Genomic DNA, 20,711 nt, shown 5'->3' with positions numbered 1-20,711 from the left:
GGGAGAAACCCCCAGCTGTTTTTTCATAAAGGATCAATTTAAAGTCGTTTCTAATTCATCAATCCGTTTCTCCACGTAGTGCTGATCTTTTCTTGCATGAAAGGTTTCGGCTTTTTCTAATATCGCGGTGGTATTGTATTCTGGAATCTGGGAATAGCTTTCGTAAACTCCTTTTGGTATTAACACGTTTCCTTCAGGCCAATAAACTGCAATATTTCCACGTTTCAGCTCTCCGAATTGAGCAACTCCTTGGTAGGATCCATATTGATTGAAAAGGACAACAGGATCGCCTTCTTGGACGTAAAGCTCTTTCGCATCTTCTTCATTCATCAAGATAGAATGCCGCTTTCCGCCATTAAAGGCATCCTTTTCACTGTAAATCATAGAGTTGAATTGCTTGCCTCGTCTTGTCGTGATATTGAAATGCCCCTCAGTTTTTCGATATTGGGGCAGCTGTGCTGGGAGCAGGTGTCCTTTTCCATCCGGTGTTGGACACACCCCATCTTCGCAAAGCCATGCGCCACCCCATTGAAAGACATCCCCTTTATGACGCAAATGCTGGATCCCATCATAGTTCCGATTTGCGATGGCAATCTCACGACGAATGTCTTCAGCATGGTCAAAATGAATCAGCTTCGCATCTTCTGGACGAACCCTTTTTGCTAGGTCAATATAAATGTCCCATTCAGCTCTGGCTTCTTCAATGCGTGGCCCTTCAATTTCCGGACTGAAATACACCATGCGTTCCGTACTGGTTGATGTACCGCCGCCTGGCTGTTCATATCTTGTCATTGCAGGCAGAACAATCACAGTCTCTTCTGCTTCTACCAGTGTAGAGGTGTTCAAAATAATATCTTGATGGACACGGAGTTCAAGCTCGGATAGTGCTTTTTCAATCGCTTCAGGATTTGGCATTGTTTCTAAAAAGTTTCCACCGCTAGTAAACAGCATCTTCAGCTTTTGCGGGTGTTCTTTTGGAAGAGCCATTTTTTCAAATGATTGCCCAATCGTGTCACCATGCCATTTTGGAATATCAAATCCCCATATCTTCTCGATTCTTTTAATATTCTCTTCATCAAAATCACTGCCGGGCAATACGAATGGATCGGCACCCATTTCGCCTGAACCTTGGACACCGCTATGGCCACGAATAGGCATAACGCCACAATGTTTTCTGCCAATAAATCCGCGTAACATGGCAAGGTTTGCGACTTGTGATATATTATCAGTTGCAAAACGATGCTGAGTGAGACCCATACTCCAAATAAACACGCCTGAATTGGCATTGGCAAGCAGTACAGCGAATTCCTTCATTCTTTCTTTAGATAAACCTGACGATGCTTCGAGATCCGCCCATTTTAACTGAGCGACATGCTGCTTTACATCTTTTATGCCGGTTGTATGCGCTTGGATAAATTCATGGTCAAGAGCGGAATGAGGCGCTTGCTCTTCCATTTCAAACCAATGTTTGATGACACCATTCATAAACGCAATATCGCCGCCTATATTGACTTGATAAAAATCATCCGCTATTTTTGTGCCGAATAAAGCACTTTCTGGGATAGAAGGGACCCAATATTTTTCCATTGCAGGCTCTTTATATGGATTGATGACAATGATCTTGGTTCCTTTCTTTTTAGCGGCGTACATATATTTAGTGGAAACCGGCTGGTTGTTTGCTGCAACAGAGCCCCAAAAAATCAATACATCTGTTCCAATCCAATCACTGTAATTACAGCTGGATGCACCTATACCAAGGGAGCGTTTAAGAGCGGTTTTGCTTGGTGAATGGCAAATACGAGAAGCATTATCGATATGATTTGTTCCAATATATCGCGCAGCTTTCGCCGCAGTATAGTACACTTCATTCGTAATCCCTCTAGCTGTTAAATAGAAAGCAAGCTGACGTTTATCAATCGATTTGATTTTAGCGGCGATTTGATCTAATGCACCATCCCAAGAAATGCGTGTAAAGGCATTCTCACCTTTTTTTCGAATCAGGGGATAAGGAATACGCCCAAGTTTTCGAAGAGACGTGCTATCCATTTGTTTGAGCCGCTCAATATCTTCGAACCATTTTGGATCAATAGCTGGCATTGTGTTAAGCCGTAGCACATTCAGTCTTGTTGTGCATATATGGGGTCCTGCTAGTGTTTGATCGTATAAACCTGATACACCAAGAGCACAGCCGTCACAAACGCCCTGAGTCAATATACGGTACGCATAGGGGAGGTTATCTTTGTTCTCCCATGCCACTTTCATTGTGTCTCGAATGTGTTTCGGTTTTACTTTTCCAAGCCCCATAGGAGCAAAAGAGGCCCATAGCTTTGGTGAGGGTTTTTTGTTGAGTTTAATAGGCCCCTTGTGTTTTGTTTTTCCCATGATATCGTCACCCTCCTATTACTTTGTAAAGCGTTTTCATATCTAAAAATTACCTGTAGATTGTCATTCTGTCAAATTCATATTAAGAGCGGACCGTGACAGAAGAAGGAGCAGTAAGATTTGATTCACGAAGTTGTTTAATATCCTTCCGAATGAGAAGAGATATGATAAACGCAATGAAAAATAGGCCAGAGAAGACCATGAGACTTTGTGTGTAATTGCCTGTAATGTCACGAATAAAGGAGGAAAATAAAGGTCCTGCTAAACCAGCAGCGGCCCAAGCGGTGAGAATATAACCGTGTATGGCACCTAGCTGCTTCGTACCAAATAAATCTCCGATATAGGCTGGAATTGAAGCAAACCCTCCTCCGTAGCACGTATAAATGATCGCCATCACGATTGAAAAGATGAGCGGATCTTTTAAGTAGGGAAGTAAGGGAAAAGCAATGAGCTGTATAGTAAAGAAAATCGTATACGTATTTGGCCTTCCAATATAATCAGAGAAAGACGCCCATCCGATCCGTCCTAGCCCATTAAAGGCACCTAAAATTCCAACAAGAGTAGCTGCTGCACCGGCCGTGAAACCAACACTTTCTTGAGCAAGCGGTGATGCTACAGAAATAATGGCAATTCCGCATGTGATATTAATAAAGAGCATGACCCACAAATAATAAAAACGCCGTGTTTTAATGGCTTCATTTGCTGTGAGCTGTGATAAATCTTGAGGAATTTTCCTTTGGCTTGTTTTTAGCACGTTAAATTGTTTGACATCATCAGGTGTTGGTGGTGATAAATAAAGAGATGAAACGACCATGATGATAAAATAAGAGATTCCGAGAATATAGAAGGTATTTGCAATATCAACTTTTTCAATGAGAAATTGAATAATGGGACTGCAAATCAGAGAAGCAAATCCAAAACCCATAATGGCTAAACCCGTTGCGAGTCCTCTTCGATCTGGAAACCATTTGACTAATGTTGAAACTGGTGCAATATAGCCTACACCTAATCCGATTCCAGCGAGTACACCATAAAATAAATAGAGGAGAGGTAATGAAGACATGTGAACAGCAAACCCTGATCCAGTCATCCCAATGCCGAAGAAAATAGCTGAGAAGAGCCCTGATGCCCTCGGCCCATACTTTTCAACGAAATGCCCCATAAAGGCAGCCGATAAACCTAAAAATAAAATAGCGATGCTAAATGTCAGGCTTATTTCTGTTAATGACCATTGAAAGGTTTGATGTAAAGGATTCGTAAAAACACTCCATGCATAAACAGATCCGATAGATAAATGAATCCCCACAGCACTTGTAGCGATAAGCCAACGGTTTTTTGTTTTGTTCATTGTGTTCCCTCCATATAAAGCAAACAAAAAGTTTGATAAGATAGAAATATGTTACATTTTTATGACTTTTTAAAATAATATCACAATTCGTCTGGTTCATATAACTAAATTTGTGTTGAAAGGAAGATCAGATCATGAATCCTTCTGTTAAAACGAAACGACGCATACACCAATATCGCAGAGGTCAAATGACATGTAAAACAGATGAAGTTGTAGAAGAATTCCCTTTAACCGTGCTGGTGAATGGTGAAGAGTTTGTCACACTCGTTTGTTCACCGGATCATTTGAAAGAATTGGTGATCGGTTTTTTAGCTTCAGAAGGAGTCATTCGATTTGAAAAAGAGATTAAAAGGTTTACAATAGATGAAAGTATGGGTTTTGCATATGTTGACTTACATCACTCAACTCAGTTCCAATCCTCAGATTTTACAAAACGAGTGATCGGATCTTGCTGTGGGAAAGGAAGACATTTTTATTTTCTCCAAGATGTGAAGACGGCAAAAACAGCCATTGACCGAATCAGTATTTCTGCTGAAACTTGTATTCATTTAATGAAATGTTTACAGGAGGAAAGTCAGTTATTTCAACATACTGGTGGTGTCCATAATGCTGGACTGTGTGATACAGAAAAGCTATTCATCACTAGGACGGATATAGGACGGCATAATGCGTTGGATAAAATCTATGGATATTGTTTACTTCATAAAATCCCACTGAGAGATAAAATCCTTGTATTTAGCGGCCGGATATCGTCTGAAGTTCTGTTGAAGGCAGCAAAATTAGGGGTATCAATCGTCATATCAAAATCAGCTCCTACTGAGTTAGCACTTAAAATGGCAGAAGAATTAAATATAACAACAGTTGGATTCGTAAGAGGAGAATCTTTTAATATCTATACTCATCATCAGCGTATTACAGAATAGGAGGCTAAGTATGGTCAGTATTTTGGATAAAAGACATCGACCATTGCGCGATTTAAGAATATCCGTAACAGATCGCTGTAATTTTAGATGTACGTACTGTATGCCTGCTGAAATCTTTGGACCAGATTATCCTTTTTTAGATAAAGAAGAGCTGCTTAGCTTTGAGGAAATTGAACGACTTGCTGCGCTTTTTGCAAAGGAATTAGGTGTGGTGAAATTACGTATTACGGGCGGTGAACCTTTAATGCGTAAAGATTTGCCCGTTTTGATAGAAAAACTCGCAAAAATTCCAGGTATTGAAGACATCGCGATGACAACCAATGGAACGCTGTTACCGTTGTACGCAGATAAGCTAAAGAAAGCAGGTCTGAATAGAGTCACCATTAGTTTAGATTCTTTAAATCCAGATCGTTTTAAGCAGATGAATGGAAGACACATTTCTATCCAAAAAGTATTTGATGGGATAGAGGCTGCAAAAAAAGCTGGACTTGCTATTAAGATCAATATGGTTGTCCAAAAAGGTGTGAATGATCAAGATATCTTACCAATGGCAGCCTATTTTAAAAAAGAAGGACACATTCTACGATTTATTGAATTCATGGATGTTGGCAATACGAACAAATGGAATCTCAAGCATGTATTGACGAAAAAAGAGATTATGGAGCTAATTCATTCAAAATACCCTATCAAACCAGAACCCCCTCGATATCAAGGTGAAGTAGCCAAGCGTTATTTTTATGAGGATGGGTCAGGAGAGATTGGCATTATTTCTTCCGTTTCAGATGCTTTTTGTGGATCGTGTAATAGAGCTAGACTATCTGCACGTGGCGAATTATTCACCTGTCTTTTTGCATCATCGGGCTTTGATCTGAGACGATTCATCCGTAATTCAGAAAATGATGAATATCTAGTGAACATATTGAAGGAACTTTGGTCAAACAGACAGGATCAATATTCAGCTGAGAGAGAGCAAAAGAAAGATCAGAAAAAAGTTGAGATGTCCTACATCGGCGGGTAATGACAACAAAGTATCATGATCATCGATTTTTGAAAAGAAGAGAAAATGGTATAATCACTGTTGAAAATCTTCTTTTAACATCAGGACAATCTTTCCTATAAGCTCATCCCCATAAAAAAACAGCAGAGATTCTGCTGTTTTTTTAAAATGCTATTTTGTACCTCAAAATTGACGGAGTAAGGATGAAAAAAAGATTTTTATTCATTTTGTCCTGCTTTACATTGACAGGAACTATGCTAAGATCAAATCAATCTTTACCAACTCGATTTTTTCACTCCTGGAATCTGTCCTTTATAGGCAAGCTCACGAAAAGCAATTCGAGACATTTTAAATTTTCTCAAGTAACCTCTAGGACGGCCAGTTAATTCACAGCGGTTTTTTAAGCGAGTGGGTGAAGAGTCTCTAGGTAGTTTCTGCAAAGCTTCATAGTCACCTTTTTCTTTTAGCTCTTTCCTTAATTGTGCATATTTCAAAACGAGCTGCTGCCGCTTTTTTTCTTTTGCTATTTTTGATTTCTTTGCCATTTAAAACCCTCCTGGTTTAAGTGTGTATGTTCCAATGAAAGGGGTCTTCAAACGTTGTCCAATCTTGATCAAATTCTTCAGGTGTGAGTAAGCATTGATCTAGTGTACGAATAATATCTGCTTTAGGTAAATCTACACCGATAAAGACAAGTTTTGTATGTCGATCACCAAACTCTGCATCCCACTCATCTAGAATTTCTGGTTCCTGATTTAAGATCCGTGATCGTTCTTGCTCAGGCAAGGCAGCAATCCAGTATGCGATTGGTTCAATTGCAACAGATTTTCCGGCTTGTGAAATTAAAATGGTTAAATCATGATGTGTCGCTAGCCATGTAAATCCTTTCGCTCGAACAATCTGCTCTGGCATTTGATCTAACCATGCATTCAGTCTGCCAGTATGAAAAGGAAGCCTTCTTTCATAAACAAAAGATGAGATTTGGTATTCTTCTGTTTCAGGCGTATGCTGAGAGTGTCCAGCATTAATTTCTTTGATCCAGCCCGCAGAAGCACTAGATTTTTCAAAATCGAATAAACCAGTATTCAAAATATCACTAGGCTGTACGTTACCTTTAGAGGTTCTAATAATGGCTGCTTCTGGTTGAAGTTTGGTTAACACGTGCTCAAGCCGATCTAGTTCTGATGCTGATACAAGATCACATTTATTGATAATGAGCACATCACAAAATTCAATTTGATCAATAAGTAAATCGGAAATCTCTCGTTCATCATCATCTGAAACTGCTTCTTTACGATCCAATAAACTTTCTCCTGACTGGAAATCTGTCCAGAAACGGTTTGCATCTACCACCGTTACCATCGTGTCTAATCTGCAAAAACGTGTCAAATCTATGCCCATTTCTTCATCAATGTAAGAGAAAGTTTGAGCGACAGGAATTGGTTCACTAATACCTGTAGATTCAATGACAATATAATCGATATTCCCAGCCTTACAAAGGCGTTCTACTTCAATTAATAAATCTTCTCTCAATGTGCAACAAATACAACCATTAGATAGTTCAACCAGTTTCTCATCTGATCGAGAGAGTTCTCCGCCTTGCTTAACTAATTCTGCATCAATATTTATTTCGCTCATGTCATTGACAATAACAGCTACTTTTAGCCCTTTACGATTCTGTAGAACATGATTTAATATCGTGGTTTTTCCAGCTCCTAAAAAGCCGCTTAGAACTGTGACAGGTATTCTCTTATCCATTTGGTTTAGTCCTTTTGAACATAATCATTTTGTATGCCGCCTCGCTTAAATAGTAATTGTTACGATTTGAATCCCGAAAATTATTTTGTTTCCCGATGAAGGGTGTATTTCTTTAATCGTGGAGAATATTTTTTTAACTCCAATCTGTCTGGGTTCGTTCGTTTATTTTTTGTAGTGATATAGTTTCTGTCACCTGTTTCTGTACAGGCTAAGGTGATTTTCACGCGCATAAGTGCTATAACCCTCCTTTATTCCGTAATGATTACGATTTGTATTTTAAAATGATAAAGGCTGATTGTCAAGTTTAGTATCAAGGCTATGCCAACTCAAATAAAAAAGGGGTATCGCATTTTATTGATACCCCTTTCTATTAATAAAAGTCACCAAGTTCTTCTTCGTAATAATCTTCGTACTGTTGGACATCGGTAGGAAGCTCTTGGAGAAAGGCTAGCCCGCCTAGTATAAACATCAAAACGATAGCGATGAATGAGAGAATAACTGCGGCAATACTTGAAATGGCAAACAGTGTCTGCATTTTCATCATCTTAGCATATTGTTCCAATAATTCTTCGTAAGAAGTATCAGGCGCTTGAATCAATTGTTCAGCTGCTTTCACGGATTTTTGGACATGAATTCCCATCATAATCAGAAAAACGCCAATGGCAGCAGGAAGAACAAGCCAAAACCCACTGAGGATGGATAGACCACCTGAAATATAGAGAAAGATGCTCCCAACCTTTCCCCACTTTGTTATTGAATGAAGAGATTGAATGATTTTCTCAGTTTGTTGCAATTGTGTTCACTCCTTTATGTATTCACTCTATATCATACTTGAGCAAGTAGTACTTTAGGAAGAGTGAATTGACCTTATTTCTATCTTTTATTTACTTTTATGGATAAATAAATTATTTTCGAATAAGAAAAAAGTAACAATTACTACAATTGTAATCGAAAAATTTTGTCATAAATAAGAAAAGTAGTTTGAAGTAATTAGAAAATTTATCAAAATATGTTGTTAGTTGTCTATCAATTGGTTATTATTGTATTGTATTACCATAAAAATTGGAAGGTGGAATTCATATGTTAGATCGAATTTTAAACAAAATGACCAATGTTCAACCTGCAGCTGCTAGATGTATTTTGCAAAGATTGGTAACTTCTTGTCAATCAGCACCAACTTGTTTCCTTCAAGGCGTTGGAACTTTCCGTTACTATGTGGATCGTGATACAGGTGAGATTTGTACTAGCCAAGAACGCGTTAAATGTGGCTGCTAAATCTAAGTATCTTATTTATTAGGGTGTGAACGCATGAGCATAACTCCAATTTCATTAGTAACAAATGCTATGCAGACGTCAAATAAGCGTCAAGCAGGCCATACATCAAATTCTTTTTTGACCCAAGCAGCGCAAATTGTTCAAGGCGACCATTCTCCAGAAGAGAGAAAGGCGTTATTTCAACAACTGACTTTAGTTCAGCAAGGAAAAGATTTAGAGCTTCATGTTTCTAAATTAAAGGAACTAGAGAAAGAGGTTCAAAAAGAGGGGTCTTCTTCCGTTACTGTGAATCAGCACGGTGATCAAGTTGACATTTCAAATGAAGCTCGCAGTGAGTTTGAACAAGCTGAGGAACAAACATCCGCTTCAAGCGAAGCTAATGAAATCGCTGCAGAGGAAAAAGGGAAGGATGTTCAGCCAAATTCACAGTAATAAAAAATGAGGCATGTGTTTGATGCTCTTCACATGCCTCATTTATCTTTAGTTTGCAGCTAGTCTTGAATAAAGACCGTCTGGAAAAGGTGCTGCATATGAGATGGTATCATTGTCTTCTACCATGATGTAGAACGGAAACTCCTGAATTTGGAATGCGTTTATCAATTGTTCGTCTACCGGAATAATTCGCAAGTTTGTTTCGTTATCACGATATAATTCTTGGTCCTTTTTTTGCCCGTTTTTCAACAAAATACTCAATGAAACGTTTAGTTTACGCTGCTTTTTTGTTTCTAGGAATTGTTCGAGTGATGGAATGCAGTGCGGACATGCTGTGTCAGTGAAGATCAGTAATTGTTGTGTACGATTTGTTTGCAGCAGATCATTCATGTGAATGGGTGATGGCTGTTCGAGAAGTGGATGCGCAAGTTTCTGCCCCACGTGTTCTATAGGTAAGATGATAAGCTGCATCTGTTGTTTTAAATAGATGATAATTCCAGCCGTTAATAGAAGACTGCAAATCATAAGAGCGAGCTGTATAAGAAAAATTGAATTCATCGTATATCGTCCTCTCAAAGTGAAGTTACGCAAAGCTATCATATTACAAATATCAAAAATATGTCAATTATACTAAATGGTGTAAGGTGGAGCATCTCATGAGTACAGTGAACCATTGTTTATATGCAATCTCCTATACTTGGAAAAAAAGTCGTTCTTATCTTCTTTTAACTTTGTTCATTCAAGTGATCGTTGGTTTTATGCCTTTGGCTAGTGTCTGGATTATTCAAACTTTGATTAATGAAATTATTTTATTTATGACGTCTTCAGGTGACATCCAAAAGGTTTTGTGGTTATTTGGACTGCAAATGGTCATTGTGATTTTAGGATATGGACTTCAATTCATTCTTCAGCTTAGTCAACAGAAAGCGACAAATCTGATTGGTCTGCATTTGAAAGGTGAATTGCTTCAAAAAGCGATAAGACTGCCGTTTATTACGTTTGAGCACCCGTCCTTTTACAATGAAAGTCAACGTGTGATGAACAGTCATCAGCATGTTCTCAGTATGGTGAGAAGTATTTTTACAATGATGAGCGCGTTGATTACTGTTGTATCACTTCTTATTTATATGATCGGTATTCATTGGGGCTTAGCGGTCATATTGTTCTTGTTTACCTTGCCTGTATTATGGATTGAACTTTTCTTTGGAGGCGCACGTTATCGATTAAATCGTTTGTTAACGGCTAATGATCGAAGAGAAATGTATGTATCTGATCTCGTCGCACAGCGAGATTCTTTAAAGGAAGTTCGTTTATATGGAATAGGGAATTATCTTCTTCAAAAGTGGAGAGGTCACTACGTTAAAAGTGCAGATGAAAAATATAATTTGCTGAAACGCCAAGTGCGCTGGGAGATGGCAGGCGGGTTGCTCATGACATTGGCCTATGTGTGCTGTGGTTTATTGATTGTCTTTCTTATTTTTCAAAAAAAATTAGCTGCGGGTACGTTTGTTGCAGTGCTACAAGCTGTACAAAACATTCAAAGTGGGTTTCAAGATTTAACGAGGGAATGTTCTAGTTTATATGAAACGAGTCTATATGTTGATGAAATGAGAGCTTTTCTAAAGAGAGAAGAGGAAATGCATGAACAGACGGAAGAGGCAGCGTCGCTTCAGGGAATTGAGCATATCCAGTCCATTACATTAGACAATCTCTCTTTTACTTATCCGAATATGAAAAAACCAGCGATTGAGCATATTCATTTTCATATGAATAAAGGTGAACGAATTGCATTAGTAGGAGATAATGGGTCCGGTAAAACCACTTTAATCAAATGTTTAACCGGCTTATACGATCCAGATCAACAGAATATGCACAAAGTCAATGGAGAGGATATTTCCACCATCCATAAAAAGACCTATCATGCGAGAATGGCTGTTCTTTTTCAAGATTTTATGAAGTACGAATTCACTGTGAGAGAAAACATAGGGTTTGGCCGTATTGATGATATAGAAGAGGAAGAGCGGTTGATTTCAGCCGCCCGTCAAGCAGGTATAGAGAAAAGAATTAATGAAATGGAAGACACATATGATGCGCAGCTAGGTCGCTTTTTTGAAGAGGGACATGAATTGTCTGGCGGACAATGGCAAAAGCTTGCGATGGCGAGAACCTTCTTTAGAGAAAGTGATTTTATTATTTTAGATGAACCGACCTCTGCTCTCGATCCATTGTCGGAGATCTCACTCATTCGAAAGTTGTTCGATCATACGCAGGATCAAGGTGTTTTGTTTATTACACATCGTATGGGAGCGGCCCGCTTAGCAGACCGTATCATCGTCATGAAAGATGGTGCTTTCATTGAAGAGGGCAACCATGATGAACTGATGGCGTTACAGGGAGAATACAGAAGGCTATACGAGGCACAATCTCAACTATTTCAACAAAAGGAGATGGTGTAAGGTGAGTGTCTTTTATTTCATAGGTGTCTATTTACTAGGAATCATTTTTGCGGGTGCATGGCTCGATAAAGCAAGGAAACAGAAGGCACATGTCCAGCAGATCAATGCTTATCGGCTGCTGCCGCCTTCTTTCGCGGCACCTATGTTTTATTTATTTTTGTTGATTGAATTGGTTTGTACGGTTCATTTGTTTATATGGAACATGTCTGTCCTGCCTGCAATTGGCCTTACAGCCCTGTTATGTATTTATACTGGAGCGGTTACGTTCAATTTAATGAGGGGGCATCGTGATATTTCGTGCGGTTGTGGAGGGTTACTGGAAAACGATCGCCTGCATTGGGGGATTGTGATTCGCAATCTGCTGATGCTTACTCTTGTGGCAGGGTTATTTTATGTACATCCTAGTGTTGAAATGATTTCATTGCGGTTGAAAATGATTTGTTTTCTCATTGCAGCGGCTGTCTGTTTGATCATAGCGGTCAGCCAAGAAATTGTGCTATTGAAGCGAAAGTGGATCGACTCATTCCAGATTGCAGATGGATCAATTATAGAAGGAGATAAAATGAAATGACAGATATTTTATTAATCATTGTGTTATTAATTGTCATTGCCCAGCTGGCTGTCGTGTTTTTGCTTGCCCGTTTTATCGGGAGATTTATGAATAAAATAAAATCTCTTGATGGAATTGAATTGAAGGAAGCGGATATTGGTGACCCGGCTCCGTTATTTCGCAGTTATTCGCATGTAGGTGAAAAGGTGATCTTGAAGGAGTATTTGCAAAATGGGCGAGCTGTGATGCTGTTATTTGTGAATTCTACTTGTATGACTTGTAAAAGTATTTTGTCTGATGTGCAGCCTCAAACTTCACATGATGATGCTCATGTGATTGTTATTAATGGAGATGAACAAGCCGATGATGCCTCGCTTCTTCAATTGCTGCCGGAGCAAGCTGTTTATATGCGCTCATCACAAATTATGGAGTTGTATGGAGTAACAGTTGTTCCGCAAGCGCTTCTGATTGATGAACATGGTATCATTCTGAAAAGAAAATCGCTTCAAAATGCGAAGCAATTTGAGCAGTTGGTGCATGCTTCATAAAAAAAGCGTCTCTTTCTTCAAGAGACGCTCAGTTTATAATTCTTTTCCTAAAATATCTAAGTCGTACCGATTGCCGTCCATTTCTGCGATGCGTGGCAAATGTCCCCAAGTCTCAAATCCGTGCTTCTTAAATAATTTGATGCTGGCTTCGTTGTGGCCGAAAATAAAGGCAAGTAACGTTCGGATGCCTAATGAGGGTGCCAATTCGAGCGCCTCTTGTAAGAACAGTGACCCTAAACCTTTTCCTCGATAGTTTTGGTTCAAGTAAATACTCATTTCAACAGTACCGTTGTATGCAGGTCTCCCGTAAAACGTTTCAAAACTGAGCCAGCCGTAGATATTTCCTTCCTCATCTGTTTTCACATAGAGAGGACGTTTCTCTGAATGATTCAAAAACCACTGACGGCGGTCTTCTACTGTAACAGGTTCTGTATCGGCCGTTACTTCTCTTGAAGCAATCGTTGAATTGTAGATATCGACGATCTCTTTGAGGTCATCTTCTGTTGCCATGCGGTTGAAAGTTTTCACCATATGTACCCCCATCTTTTTTCATTCATCATACATATTATTGATGCGATTGCGCAAAATAAAAAGAAAAATGATTTCGTGTGTATATATTTTTTGAAAAGTGTTCAGAATGTTGCTGAGGTGATGAAAAATGAGAGAGGAAGAAAAGAAACGTACTTCCAAAATCACAAAAGTTCAGCAATTTTTCCGTAAGCGCTGGGTATTCCCTGCTATTTACTTGGTCAGCGCAGCGGTCGTGTTAACAGCCGTTCTTTGGTATCAAGCTGTATCGAAAGATGTGAAAGACCAATTATCTGATGGAAATCAAACAGGACAAGAACAGCGTGATGATGCCGTTGAAGTTGGAAAGCCAATTGAAAATGTTGCTATGCCGGTCCAGAATTCTGAGAATGTTTCTGTCGTGAAAAAGTTCTATGAAGCAGATGCTGATCAAAAAGAAAAAGAAGCAGCACTTGTAAACTATAATAACACCTATACCTTAAGCAAAGGTATTGATCTTGCAGATAAAGATGGCAAAGTGTTTGATGTCACAGCTGCTCTTAGTGGAACAGTCGTTCAGGCGAAAAAAGATCCAGTTCTCGGTCACGTTGTTGAAATTGAACATGAAGATGGATTGTCTACTGTTTATCAATCATTGTCTCAAGTGAGTGTAAAAGAAGGCGATGAAGTGAAACAGAATGATGTCATCGGGGCTTCTGGTAAGAATCTATATGGTGCTGAAAGCGGCAACCATGTTCACTTTGAAATTCGTATGGAAGGTTTAGCGCTTAATCCACTTAGCTTCATTGATAAGCCTGTTTCTTCCATTGAAAAAGCAGCGCAAGAAGTGACGGAAGAAGCAAAAGAACCTGCTCAGCCAAAAGCTGATGACAAAATGAAGGAACCTGCTGCTGACGATAAGGCAAAAGAGCCGACTGAAGAAAAATCTGAAGATAAGTCTGATGAGAAGGGGAAATCCTCTGATCAAGAAAAGTCTTCAGATTCCTCTAAAGACCGCAGTCAGTCAGAAGAAACAAAACAATCTTAATGTCATGTCAGATCCTCTGTGTAGATAAATGCACAGAGGTTTTTTTCTGTCTTTAAAAAAACCTCCGCCATATGGCGGAGGGATGCTATAGGGCGGCAGGTCCTTCTTCACCTGTCCGGATATTAATGGTGTTCTCTATTTCATATATAAACATTTTCCCATCCCCTGGTTCGCCTGTACGCAGTACTTTCTGTGCTGTTTCCACGACCTGTTCAACAGGTACTTTGCTTAAGACGATTTCGATCTTTAAACGTTCGTACACATTGCTTTCCTTTTTGACGCCACGGTATAGTTCCGTATGTCCCTTTTGTAATCCGCAGCCGTGCACATTGGAAAAGGTAATCGAGGTGACACCAATCTTTCCAAGCTCCACCTTTAATGTTTCAAAATTAGCTGGACGTGTGACAATCTCCACTTTATACATTTTGCTCATAGAGACACCCCTTTTTCTTTAATCTTGATATGCTTTTTCGCCGTGCATCGTTAAATCAAGACCGACTGATTCTTCTTCTTCAGTTGCGCGAATCTTGAAGAAGATGTTGACGACTTTGATGATCACATATGTGACAACTGCAACAAAGACGTATGTGGCCACGATGGCGACAACTTGTTTCCAAAGTAAGCTTGGATCGCCATAAAATAAGCCGTTGGCTCCGCCATCATTGACAGATGTAGTGGCGAAAAGGCCTGTAGCAATGCCTCCCCAAGTACCGCCGATTCCGTGGAGACCGAATGCATCCAGTGCATCGTCATAGCCAAACTTGGCTTTGAGTGAATAGACGCCCCAGAAACAAACGATCCCGCCGATGATTCCGATGATAATCGAAGCGAATGGTGTGACAAAGCCTGCGGCAGGTGTAATCGCTACTAGGCCTGCAATGGCTCCAGAGATTGCACCTAGCATCGTTGGTTTTTTGTTGATCATCCATTCGACTAACAGCCAGCCGATGATTCCTGCAGCAGCTGCTGTATTGGTGTTAATAAAGGCATACATGGCGACACTATCTAATGTGAGGGCACTTCCTACGTTAAACCCAAACCAGCCAAACCAAATCACAGCTCCACCAAGAAGTGTGTAGATCAAGTTATGCGGAGAAGAACTTGCCGCTTCTTTTCGCTTCCCGAGAACAATGGCTACGACTAGACCAGCCACACCGGATGATATGTGGACGACGTTTCCACCGGCGAAGTCAAGTGCTCCCATTTCTCCAATCCAGCCGCCGCCCCATACCCAGTGTGCGACTGGAGCGTATACAAATGTGACCCAAAGGAGTGTAAACACGACCACCGCTGAGTAACGAATACGTTCAGCGAAGGCACCAGAGATAATGGCTGTTGTGAGGACGGCAAAGGTCATTTGGAACATCATGAACAATGAATGTGGAATTGTATCACTATATGAACCAGGTTCAAAGCCAACGCCTTTTAGTCCAACCCAGTCAAAGCCTCCGATCCATGCATTGCCTGGCGCAAAGGCCAGTGAATAGCCAAACACGATCCAGACGATAGAGACAATGGCTAGTGAGGTTAAGCTGTGCATTGTCGTACTTAACACGTTTTTACTTCTCACAAGTCCTCCGTAGAATAAGGCTAAACCCGGTGTCATTAACCACACGAGTAGTGCGCAGAAGAACATAAATACTGTATCACCCATTTGCATGCTGCATTCCCCCGAATCATTCAGAATTAATAGATTTCTTAATTCTTCATTATAGAGAGAAAAGTCATATATAACATATTCATGTAAGTTTATCTAACATGGTTTTTTGGTCATTATCAATATAAATGGATGAAAAGTTCGTAAAAAATGAGAATAAACGTGCATGAATCACGAAAAATAAAGGGCGTTTGACCTATAAAATCGAACTGAGAAACAATTTGGTTCGCTCCTCTTGAGGAGAATCAAATAATTCTGATGGGGTACCTTGTTCGACGATTCGTCCTTCATGCATATAAACAACTCGGTCAGCTACTTCTTTTGCAAAGCCCATTTCATGAGTGACGATGACCATTGTCATGCCTTCTTTGGCAAGACTTTTCATGGTTTGCAGCACTTCGCCTACAAGCTCTGGGTCCAGCGCAGAAGTAGGCTCGTCAAATAACATGACATCGGGCTTCATGGCGAGAGCTCGTGCGATGGCAACGCGCTGTTTTTGACCGCCTGATAGCTTTGAAGGGTACACTTTTGCTTTATCCGCTAGTCCGACTTTCTCTAATAAGACATTGGCTTCAGTTATCGCTTGTGCTTTCTTTGTTTTTTTCACCATGACTGGTGCTTCGATGATGTTTTCAAGCACGGTTTTGTGCGGAAAGAGATTAAAATGCTGAAACACCATGCCTATTTTCTGCCTCATTTCGTTTAATTGATCTCGTTTTGGATGAACGGGACTGCCATCAATGATGATCTGACCGTCATTTTTTATTTCTAAAAAATTCATACAACGGAGCAAGGTGCTTTTCCCAGAGCCGCTTGCACCAATTAAGACGACGACATCATTTTCATATACAGTGAGATCGATATCTTTTAAGACATGCAGCTCTCCAAAGTATTTATTCAGTTTTTCAACACGAATGATCTCTTTTGATTCTGTCATGCTTCTCCTCCTAATGATCACTGACTGAAAGTTTCTTCTCAACGGTTTGCACAGCGAATGTTAACAGCAGGACAAGAACTAAGTAATAGACAGCCACGACAAGTAAGTACGTCATGTTGTCAAAACTGTTGGAGCCTTGAGTAGTGGCTATGTTAAAGAGTTCATTGACGCTGATGAAGGCAGCAAGTGATGAATCTTTTAAGCCGATGATAAACTGATTGCCGAGCGGGGGAAGGGCGCGCCGCATCGCTTGCGGGAGAATGATACGTCTCATGGTTAGAAATCGCCCCATGCCAAGAGAACGTCCTGCTTCTTTTTGACCTTGATCGATTGATTGAATCGCACCTCTAAATATTTCTGCTATATAGGCACCGTTATGGAAGGCAAGCGCAATAGAGGCTGCCCAAAAGTCGGGTATATTTAATTCTGTCAGCCCAAAATACAGGATAAAAATCTGCACAATGAGTGGTGTCCCGCGTACAAGGAAGATATAGGCATTTGCGATATAACCGAAAACGGCTACGCGGGATATTTTTAGTAAGGCAAAGAAAAGCCCGATGAACATGCCGATGAAAATACTGATGACAGTGAGTTGTAAGGTGAGCAGCATTCCTTCTAAGAAAACGCCTCTAGAATCAATCAGCGTTTGAAAAAAGTGTGATAAGGTAGGCAAAACAATCATCTCCATTTGAAGAAAGTGCGCCTAGAGAAAGGCGCACAATCGTGGTTTTAATCCTGTTTGACGGTAATATCTTCGTCAAAATACTTTTCGCTAATTTGTCTTAATGTTCCGTCTTTTTTGAGTGCATCAATCGCATCATTGATCTCTTTCATGAGCTCTTTATTGTCTTTAGAGACAGCGATTGCTTGCTCACTTTGCCCGAGTCTTTCTTGTGCTTCGATTTTTAGTTTTTTCTTCATGGCTTCTGCCCCTGTGGCAAAATCAGTGACGACCGCATCGTGTTTGCCGTTGGCTAGTGCTTCTAAAGCGACAACATCACTGTCGTAATATTTTGGTTCCTGCCCGCTATGTTCTTTGGCAATATCCGCATAGGACGAACCTTTAGAGACAGCGATTTCTTTGTTTTTTAAGTCATCTGCACTGTGAATGTCTGCGCCGGGTCTTGTGAAGATTTGCGGACCGGAGTAGTAATACGGTTGAGAAAAAAGGACGTGTTTTTTTCGTTCCTCGTTGATGGTATGACTTGCAACGGCCGCATCAAATTTACCTGCTTTGACGCCTTCGACGATGCCTGCGAATTTATATTTTTTCTGTACAGGCTCTAGGCCCATCTTGTCGCTAATCGCATTGCCGACATCAATATCAAAGCCGGACATCTGGTTTCCATCCATGTAACTGAATGGGTGGAATTCACCTGATGCTGCAAAAATAAATTTCCCATCTTCCAAAATCGGCGACCCTTTCGCTGTAGAATTACGTTTATCTCCGTTCCCATTTGTTTCATTTGAACCGCACGAAGACAGAAGTAATACTGCAACCGAGAAAAGGGCTGGGACCCAAAACCGTCTTTTTTTAATAATAAGCTTCTCCTCCTTTTCAGCCGTTCTCCGTATAAGGAGAAAGTAGGCTTTTAAATATGTGTAGCATCTTACCATTTGTTCCTCATATTCTCAATTTTATATGCGCTTTTCCAACACTTGCCCTTTTTAGAATGTATGTCTTGCTTTTCGGAGAGAGAACTTGAATTGATTAGGGTAAAAAAGGGAAATGAATCTCATAATAACGAGGAGATAGACAAAAAAGAACGTGTATGTCAAAAGAAGGGGGCGGGTGTATGATCAAATGGAAAAACAACCGAAAAGTCTTTTTAACGGCGATTGCTTTTGGCACGATGTTAAATCCATTGAATTCCTCAATGATTTCTTTAGCCTTGCATCAAATTCAGCATGAGTTCGGTTTGTCGTTTACGACGGTATCTTGGCTCATTTCAACCTTTTATTTGGCCAGCGCGGTCACGCAGCCGGTGAGTGGACGAATTGGAGATCATGTGATGAGCCGGAGAACCTTATTTTTATTTGGACTAGTTCTAGTGGCAGTCTCAGCCATTTGTGCGCCGTTTGCCCCGACTTTTGCGGTGCTGATTGTGATCCGGCTTCTTCAGGCGATTGGAAGCAGTGCGATCTATCCTTCAGGTGTTGGACTGATTCGGGATCATGTGAAGGAACGACAAGCTTCTGCTTTAGCGGTATTGTCCATCTTTGCTTCAGCGATGACAGCACTCGGGCCGACACTTGGCGGGTTTTTGATGACGATCGGCAGCTGGCCGGCGATCTTTTTAGTAAATCTGCCATTCATATTGATCAGTTTTTTTCTAGGCTTTTCCTTATTTCCTAAGGAGAAGAAGAAAAAATTGCGTATAGGAGACACTGTCCGAAAGCTTGATTTGCCAGGGATGTTGCTATTTACAGTTTGTATTGTCCTTTTGCTTTCTTTTTTATTATCACTATCTGATGGTATTCAGTATGTACAGGGCATTCTCTGTCTTGTGTGTGCGGGTGCTTTTATATGGTGGGAGCATCAGGTGGATGAGCCATTTATCCAAATTCGGATGTTCAGGCAGGAGAAACGGCTTTCACTTGTGTATGTGCAATTTATCATTTTAAATATTTTCTTCTATTGTCTCTTTTTTGGCTTGCCAAGTTATTTTCAGGATGAATTGGGCTGGCGTGTGGAGATGACGGGTCTCTTTATGCTTTGCATGTCTGGAGTGAGCATTATGGTATCGCCGCTGACTGGCAAGTGGGTAGATCGCGGCGATGAACGGCATCCTGTTTTGGCAAGTGCTGTGCTCATGCTGGCCGGCGCTTCCGCCATGACTTTCTTTTTTATTCCTGCGCCATTCTGGGGGAAAGGACTGGTTCTTGCTTTGCTTGGACTCAGTTACGGGATTGGAAATGTTGCGCTTCAAGCTGCGATGTTAAAAGCGAGCCCTCAACAAATGATTGGCACGACCTCTGGGCTTTTTCAAACATGCAGGTACCTTGGTTCCATTCTGTCATCTGCCGTGCTTGGCATGCTGTTTGGTGAGGAAATTGCAGGTTCTCATTTTGACCAATTAGGCTGGACATTGATCATGATTTCTCTTGTCGGCATTAGCGTCAGCCTTTATTTTTCGAGTATGGTCAGAGGAAAACAAACAATGAAAAAAGCGGCTGGGATAAAGTAGAAGAGAGGTCTTCCATACTTTATCGCAAGCCGCTTAAGAGTTGGACAGGTCTGACCCTTGGTCCTTTTGCTTCCTTCTGAAAATTTTGCCCACAATGTTCTCGTAAAATGTCACGATACGGTCAATTGGAGAGTCAAAGAACTTCCATAATTTATTCATGATAAAGACAACCACAATCGATACGATCAAGCTGCCTAATACATCAAATGGATAATGATGACCGACCCAGATGCGGGAGAACCCTGTCAGTAATCCAAAAACAAGCAAAATATTGCCGAGTTTTTTATTACGGGATCGAATGGCTAGTGAAAGAGCCAGTGCACCTGTTGTATGGTCACTTGGGAAGGAAGCGTCTGCTGAGTGCGGGATGAGTGTGTCGACTTTGTGCGCCACAAACGGCCGCTCTTCATAATAAAACAGCGTAATGGCAAAATTGACGATGAGTGCCACGATGCCTGTTACACCAGAAAAGAAGACATGCTTCTTAAATTTGTGATTACCTAAAAACCAACAAATCAATAAGACGAGGGCATATACGAGAATGGCCTTTTTCGTAATGAAAATCATGGCCTGATCTAAAAACTCAGAATGATGAGCCATCCCGTGTATGACTTTAAACAATTCGTAATTCAAAACATCACCTATACTTTCGCTTAACGCCAACTATTTTTCAAAAGACCTATCTGTTCATTTGAAATATCCTAT

Annotated in this window: 23 protein-coding genes; 9 read left to right on the top strand and 14 right to left on the bottom strand. The window is 40.4% G+C overall.

Going from position 1 to position 20,711, the window contains the following annotated elements; translation table 11 throughout:
- Positions 1-33: 33 nt before the first annotated feature.
- Both KVT11_RS08215 and KVT11_RS08210 read right to left on the bottom strand, forming a co-directional pair.
- Positions 34-2,382, bottom strand: coding sequence for an FdhF/YdeP family oxidoreductase (locus KVT11_RS08215; protein ID WP_019743252.1), 2,349 nt, complete (start codon positions 2,380-2,382; stop codon positions 34-36).
- An 82-nt stretch (positions 2,383-2,464) separates the two neighbouring features.
- Positions 2,465-3,730 (bottom strand): L-lactate MFS transporter, encoded by a 1,266-nt coding sequence (locus KVT11_RS08210; protein ID WP_008343374.1) that lies wholly within the window; start codon positions 3,728-3,730, stop codon positions 2,465-2,467.
- Positions 3,731-3,864: 134 nt separating this feature from the next.
- On the opposite strand from KVT11_RS08210, the gene fdhD reads away from it, so the two are divergent.
- Together fdhD and moaA are read left to right on the top strand one after the other, a co-directional pair.
- Positions 3,865-4,653: a formate dehydrogenase accessory sulfurtransferase FdhD gene (gene fdhD / locus KVT11_RS08205; protein WP_017368202.1), complete on the top strand. Its 789-nt coding sequence runs from the start codon at positions 3,865-3,867 to the stop codon at positions 4,651-4,653.
- Between the two features lie 10 nt (positions 4,654-4,663).
- Positions 4,664-5,671 (top strand): GTP 3',8-cyclase MoaA, encoded by a 1,008-nt coding sequence (moaA, locus tag KVT11_RS08200; RefSeq protein WP_017360030.1) that lies wholly within the window; start codon positions 4,664-4,666, stop codon positions 5,669-5,671.
- Between the two features lie 254 nt (positions 5,672-5,925).
- Here the strand turns inward: moaA and rpsN are convergent, their stop codons facing one another.
- From rpsN to KVT11_RS08180, 4 genes are all read right to left on the bottom strand, one after another.
- Positions 5,926-6,195 (bottom strand): 30S ribosomal protein S14, encoded by a 270-nt coding sequence (gene rpsN, locus KVT11_RS08195; RefSeq protein WP_008343369.1) that lies wholly within the window; start codon positions 6,193-6,195, stop codon positions 5,926-5,928.
- A gap of 16 nt (positions 6,196-6,211) precedes the next feature.
- The gene (locus tag KVT11_RS08190) at positions 6,212-7,408 is read right to left on the bottom strand and encodes a GTP-binding protein (RefSeq protein WP_210552231.1); all 1,197 of its coding nucleotides are present in this window, start codon (positions 7,406-7,408) and stop codon (positions 6,212-6,214) included.
- 80 nt (positions 7,409-7,488) lie between these two features.
- Entirely contained in the window at positions 7,489-7,638 is a 150-nt protein-coding gene (rpmG, locus tag KVT11_RS08185) for a 50S ribosomal protein L33 (RefSeq protein ID WP_003214771.1), read from the bottom strand.
- 140 nt (positions 7,639-7,778) lie between these two features.
- The gene (locus tag KVT11_RS08180) at positions 7,779-8,201 is read right to left on the bottom strand and encodes a DUF5362 family protein (RefSeq protein WP_007497598.1); all 423 of its coding nucleotides are present in this window, start codon (positions 8,199-8,201) and stop codon (positions 7,779-7,781) included.
- A 287-nt stretch (positions 8,202-8,488) separates the two neighbouring features.
- Here KVT11_RS08180 and KVT11_RS08175 point away from each other — a divergent pair, with 287 nt between their 5' ends.
- A complete protein-coding gene (locus KVT11_RS08175; RefSeq protein ID WP_072367358.1) occupies positions 8,489-8,683 on the top strand; it encodes a hypothetical protein in 195 nt (64 codons plus the stop codon).
- A 33-nt stretch (positions 8,684-8,716) separates the two neighbouring features.
- Positions 8,717-9,115, top strand: a complete 399-nt coding sequence (locus tag KVT11_RS08170) for a hypothetical protein (protein ID WP_007497596.1) — start codon at positions 8,717-8,719, stop codon at positions 9,113-9,115.
- A gap of 48 nt (positions 9,116-9,163) precedes the next feature.
- On the opposite strand, the gene KVT11_RS08165 is transcribed toward KVT11_RS08170, so the two are convergent.
- Entirely contained in the window at positions 9,164-9,673 is a 510-nt protein-coding gene (locus tag KVT11_RS08165) for a hypothetical protein (protein WP_017360027.1), read from the bottom strand.
- A gap of 98 nt (positions 9,674-9,771) precedes the next feature.
- Here KVT11_RS08165 and KVT11_RS08160 point away from each other — a divergent pair, with 98 nt between their 5' ends.
- From KVT11_RS08160 to KVT11_RS08150, 3 genes are read left to right on the top strand one after another with little or no spacing between them, the layout of a single operon-like run.
- Positions 9,772-11,571: an ABC transporter ATP-binding protein gene (locus tag KVT11_RS08160; protein ID WP_060832721.1), complete on the top strand. Its 1,800-nt coding sequence runs from the start codon at positions 9,772-9,774 to the stop codon at positions 11,569-11,571.
- 1 nt (position 11,572) lies between these two features.
- Positions 11,573-12,142 carry a MauE/DoxX family redox-associated membrane protein gene (locus KVT11_RS08155; protein ID WP_039962976.1) on the top strand — a complete coding sequence of 190 codons (570 nt, stop codon included), beginning with the start codon at positions 11,573-11,575 and terminating at the stop codon, positions 12,140-12,142.
- Positions 12,139-12,669 (top strand): TlpA family protein disulfide reductase, encoded by a 531-nt coding sequence (locus KVT11_RS08150; RefSeq protein WP_007497592.1) that lies wholly within the window; start codon positions 12,139-12,141, stop codon positions 12,667-12,669. Before KVT11_RS08155 ends, KVT11_RS08150 begins: the two co-directional genes overlap by 4 nt.
- 33 nt (positions 12,670-12,702) lie before the next feature.
- Here KVT11_RS08150 and KVT11_RS08145 read toward each other — a convergent pair whose 3' ends face one another.
- Entirely contained in the window at positions 12,703-13,200 is a 498-nt protein-coding gene (locus tag KVT11_RS08145; protein ID WP_008343345.1) for a GNAT family N-acetyltransferase, read from the bottom strand.
- Between the two features lie 127 nt (positions 13,201-13,327).
- Here KVT11_RS08145 and spoIIQ point away from each other — a divergent pair, with 127 nt between their 5' ends.
- Positions 13,328-14,224 carry a stage II sporulation protein SpoIIQ gene (gene spoIIQ / locus KVT11_RS08140; protein ID WP_008343344.1) on the top strand — a complete coding sequence of 299 codons (897 nt, stop codon included), beginning with the start codon at positions 13,328-13,330 and terminating at the stop codon, positions 14,222-14,224.
- Positions 14,225-14,309: 85 nt separating this feature from the next.
- Here spoIIQ and KVT11_RS08135 read toward each other — a convergent pair whose 3' ends face one another.
- From KVT11_RS08135 to KVT11_RS08115, 5 genes are all read right to left on the bottom strand, one after another.
- Positions 14,310-14,657: a P-II family nitrogen regulator gene (locus tag KVT11_RS08135; RefSeq protein ID WP_034318379.1), complete on the bottom strand. Its 348-nt coding sequence runs from the start codon at positions 14,655-14,657 to the stop codon at positions 14,310-14,312.
- 18 nt (positions 14,658-14,675) lie between these two features.
- A complete protein-coding gene (locus KVT11_RS08130; RefSeq protein WP_008343343.1) occupies positions 14,676-15,884 on the bottom strand; it encodes an ammonium transporter in 1,209 nt (402 codons plus the stop codon).
- A gap of 193 nt (positions 15,885-16,077) precedes the next feature.
- Positions 16,078-16,818 carry an amino acid ABC transporter ATP-binding protein gene (locus KVT11_RS08125; RefSeq protein WP_008343342.1) on the bottom strand — a complete coding sequence of 247 codons (741 nt, stop codon included), beginning with the start codon at positions 16,816-16,818 and terminating at the stop codon, positions 16,078-16,080.
- 10 nt (positions 16,819-16,828) lie between these two features.
- Positions 16,829-17,506: an amino acid ABC transporter permease gene (locus KVT11_RS08120; RefSeq protein WP_007497584.1), complete on the bottom strand. Its 678-nt coding sequence runs from the start codon at positions 17,504-17,506 to the stop codon at positions 16,829-16,831.
- Positions 17,507-17,547: 41 nt separating this feature from the next.
- The gene (locus KVT11_RS08115; RefSeq protein ID WP_041091426.1) at positions 17,548-18,435 is read right to left on the bottom strand and encodes a transporter substrate-binding domain-containing protein; all 888 of its coding nucleotides are present in this window, start codon (positions 18,433-18,435) and stop codon (positions 17,548-17,550) included.
- Positions 18,436-18,614: 179 nt separating this feature from the next.
- Here KVT11_RS08115 and KVT11_RS08110 point away from each other — a divergent pair, with 179 nt between their 5' ends.
- Entirely contained in the window at positions 18,615-20,006 is a 1,392-nt protein-coding gene (locus KVT11_RS08110) for an MFS transporter (RefSeq protein WP_116306362.1), read from the top strand.
- Positions 20,007-20,039: 33 nt separating this feature from the next.
- On the opposite strand, the gene KVT11_RS08105 is transcribed toward KVT11_RS08110, so the two are convergent.
- Positions 20,040-20,639 (bottom strand): undecaprenyl-diphosphatase, encoded by a 600-nt coding sequence (locus KVT11_RS08105; RefSeq protein WP_008343330.1) that lies wholly within the window; start codon positions 20,637-20,639, stop codon positions 20,040-20,042.
- Positions 20,640-20,711 lie beyond the last annotated feature (72 nt).

It is taken from the genome of Bacillus sp. GbtcB10 (assembly GCF_019091365.1).
GTDB classification, from domain to species: Bacteria; Bacillota; Bacilli; order Bacillales; family Bacillaceae; genus Bacillus; species Bacillus altitudinis.
Note: the sequence above shows the minus strand (reverse complement) of the source record. Positions and strands in the feature narration are given on the sequence as shown.

What these genes read in the sequence shown, in the direction of transcription:
- KVT11_RS08215 (WP_019743252.1), bottom strand. Translation starts at nt 2,382, where the DNA reads ATGGGAAAAACAAAACACAAGGGGCCTATTAAACTCAACAAAAAACCC.
- KVT11_RS08210 (WP_008343374.1), bottom strand. Translation starts at nt 3,730, where the DNA reads ATGAACAAAACAAAAAACCGTTGGCTTATCGCTACAAGTGCTGTGGGG.
- fdhD (WP_017368202.1), top strand. Translation starts at nt 3,865, where the DNA reads ATGAATCCTTCTGTTAAAACGAAACGACGCATACACCAATATCGCAGA.
- moaA (WP_017360030.1), top strand. Translation starts at nt 4,664, where the DNA reads ATGGTCAGTATTTTGGATAAAAGACATCGACCATTGCGCGATTTAAGA.
- rpsN (WP_008343369.1), bottom strand. Translation starts at nt 6,195, where the DNA reads ATGGCAAAGAAATCAAAAATAGCAAAAGAAAAAAAGCGGCAGCAGCTC.
- KVT11_RS08190 (WP_210552231.1), bottom strand. Translation starts at nt 7,408, where the DNA reads ATGGATAAGAGAATACCTGTCACAGTTCTAAGCGGCTTTTTAGGAGCT.
- rpmG (WP_003214771.1), bottom strand. Translation starts at nt 7,638, where the DNA reads ATGCGCGTGAAAATCACCTTAGCCTGTACAGAAACAGGTGACAGAAAC.
- KVT11_RS08175 (WP_072367358.1), top strand. Translation starts at nt 8,489, where the DNA reads ATGTTAGATCGAATTTTAAACAAAATGACCAATGTTCAACCTGCAGCT.
- KVT11_RS08170 (WP_007497596.1), top strand. Translation starts at nt 8,717, where the DNA reads ATGAGCATAACTCCAATTTCATTAGTAACAAATGCTATGCAGACGTCA.
- KVT11_RS08165 (WP_017360027.1), bottom strand. Translation starts at nt 9,673, where the DNA reads ATGAATTCAATTTTTCTTATACAGCTCGCTCTTATGATTTGCAGTCTT.
- KVT11_RS08160 (WP_060832721.1), top strand. Translation starts at nt 9,772, where the DNA reads ATGAGTACAGTGAACCATTGTTTATATGCAATCTCCTATACTTGGAAA.
- KVT11_RS08150 (WP_007497592.1), top strand. Translation starts at nt 12,139, where the DNA reads ATGACAGATATTTTATTAATCATTGTGTTATTAATTGTCATTGCCCAG.
- KVT11_RS08145 (WP_008343345.1), bottom strand. Translation starts at nt 13,200, where the DNA reads ATGGTGAAAACTTTCAACCGCATGGCAACAGAAGATGACCTCAAAGAG.
- spoIIQ (WP_008343344.1), top strand. Translation starts at nt 13,328, where the DNA reads ATGAGAGAGGAAGAAAAGAAACGTACTTCCAAAATCACAAAAGTTCAG.
- KVT11_RS08135 (WP_034318379.1), bottom strand. Translation starts at nt 14,657, where the DNA reads ATGAGCAAAATGTATAAAGTGGAGATTGTCACACGTCCAGCTAATTTT.
- KVT11_RS08130 (WP_008343343.1), bottom strand. Translation starts at nt 15,884, where the DNA reads ATGCAAATGGGTGATACAGTATTTATGTTCTTCTGCGCACTACTCGTG.
- KVT11_RS08125 (WP_008343342.1), bottom strand. Translation starts at nt 16,818, where the DNA reads ATGACAGAATCAAAAGAGATCATTCGTGTTGAAAAACTGAATAAATAC.
- KVT11_RS08120 (WP_007497584.1), bottom strand. Translation starts at nt 17,506, where the DNA reads ATGGAGATGATTGTTTTGCCTACCTTATCACACTTTTTTCAAACGCTG.
- KVT11_RS08115 (WP_041091426.1), bottom strand. Translation starts at nt 18,435, where the DNA reads ATGGTAAGATGCTACACATATTTAAAAGCCTACTTTCTCCTTATACGG.
- KVT11_RS08110 (WP_116306362.1), top strand. Translation starts at nt 18,615, where the DNA reads ATGATCAAATGGAAAAACAACCGAAAAGTCTTTTTAACGGCGATTGCT.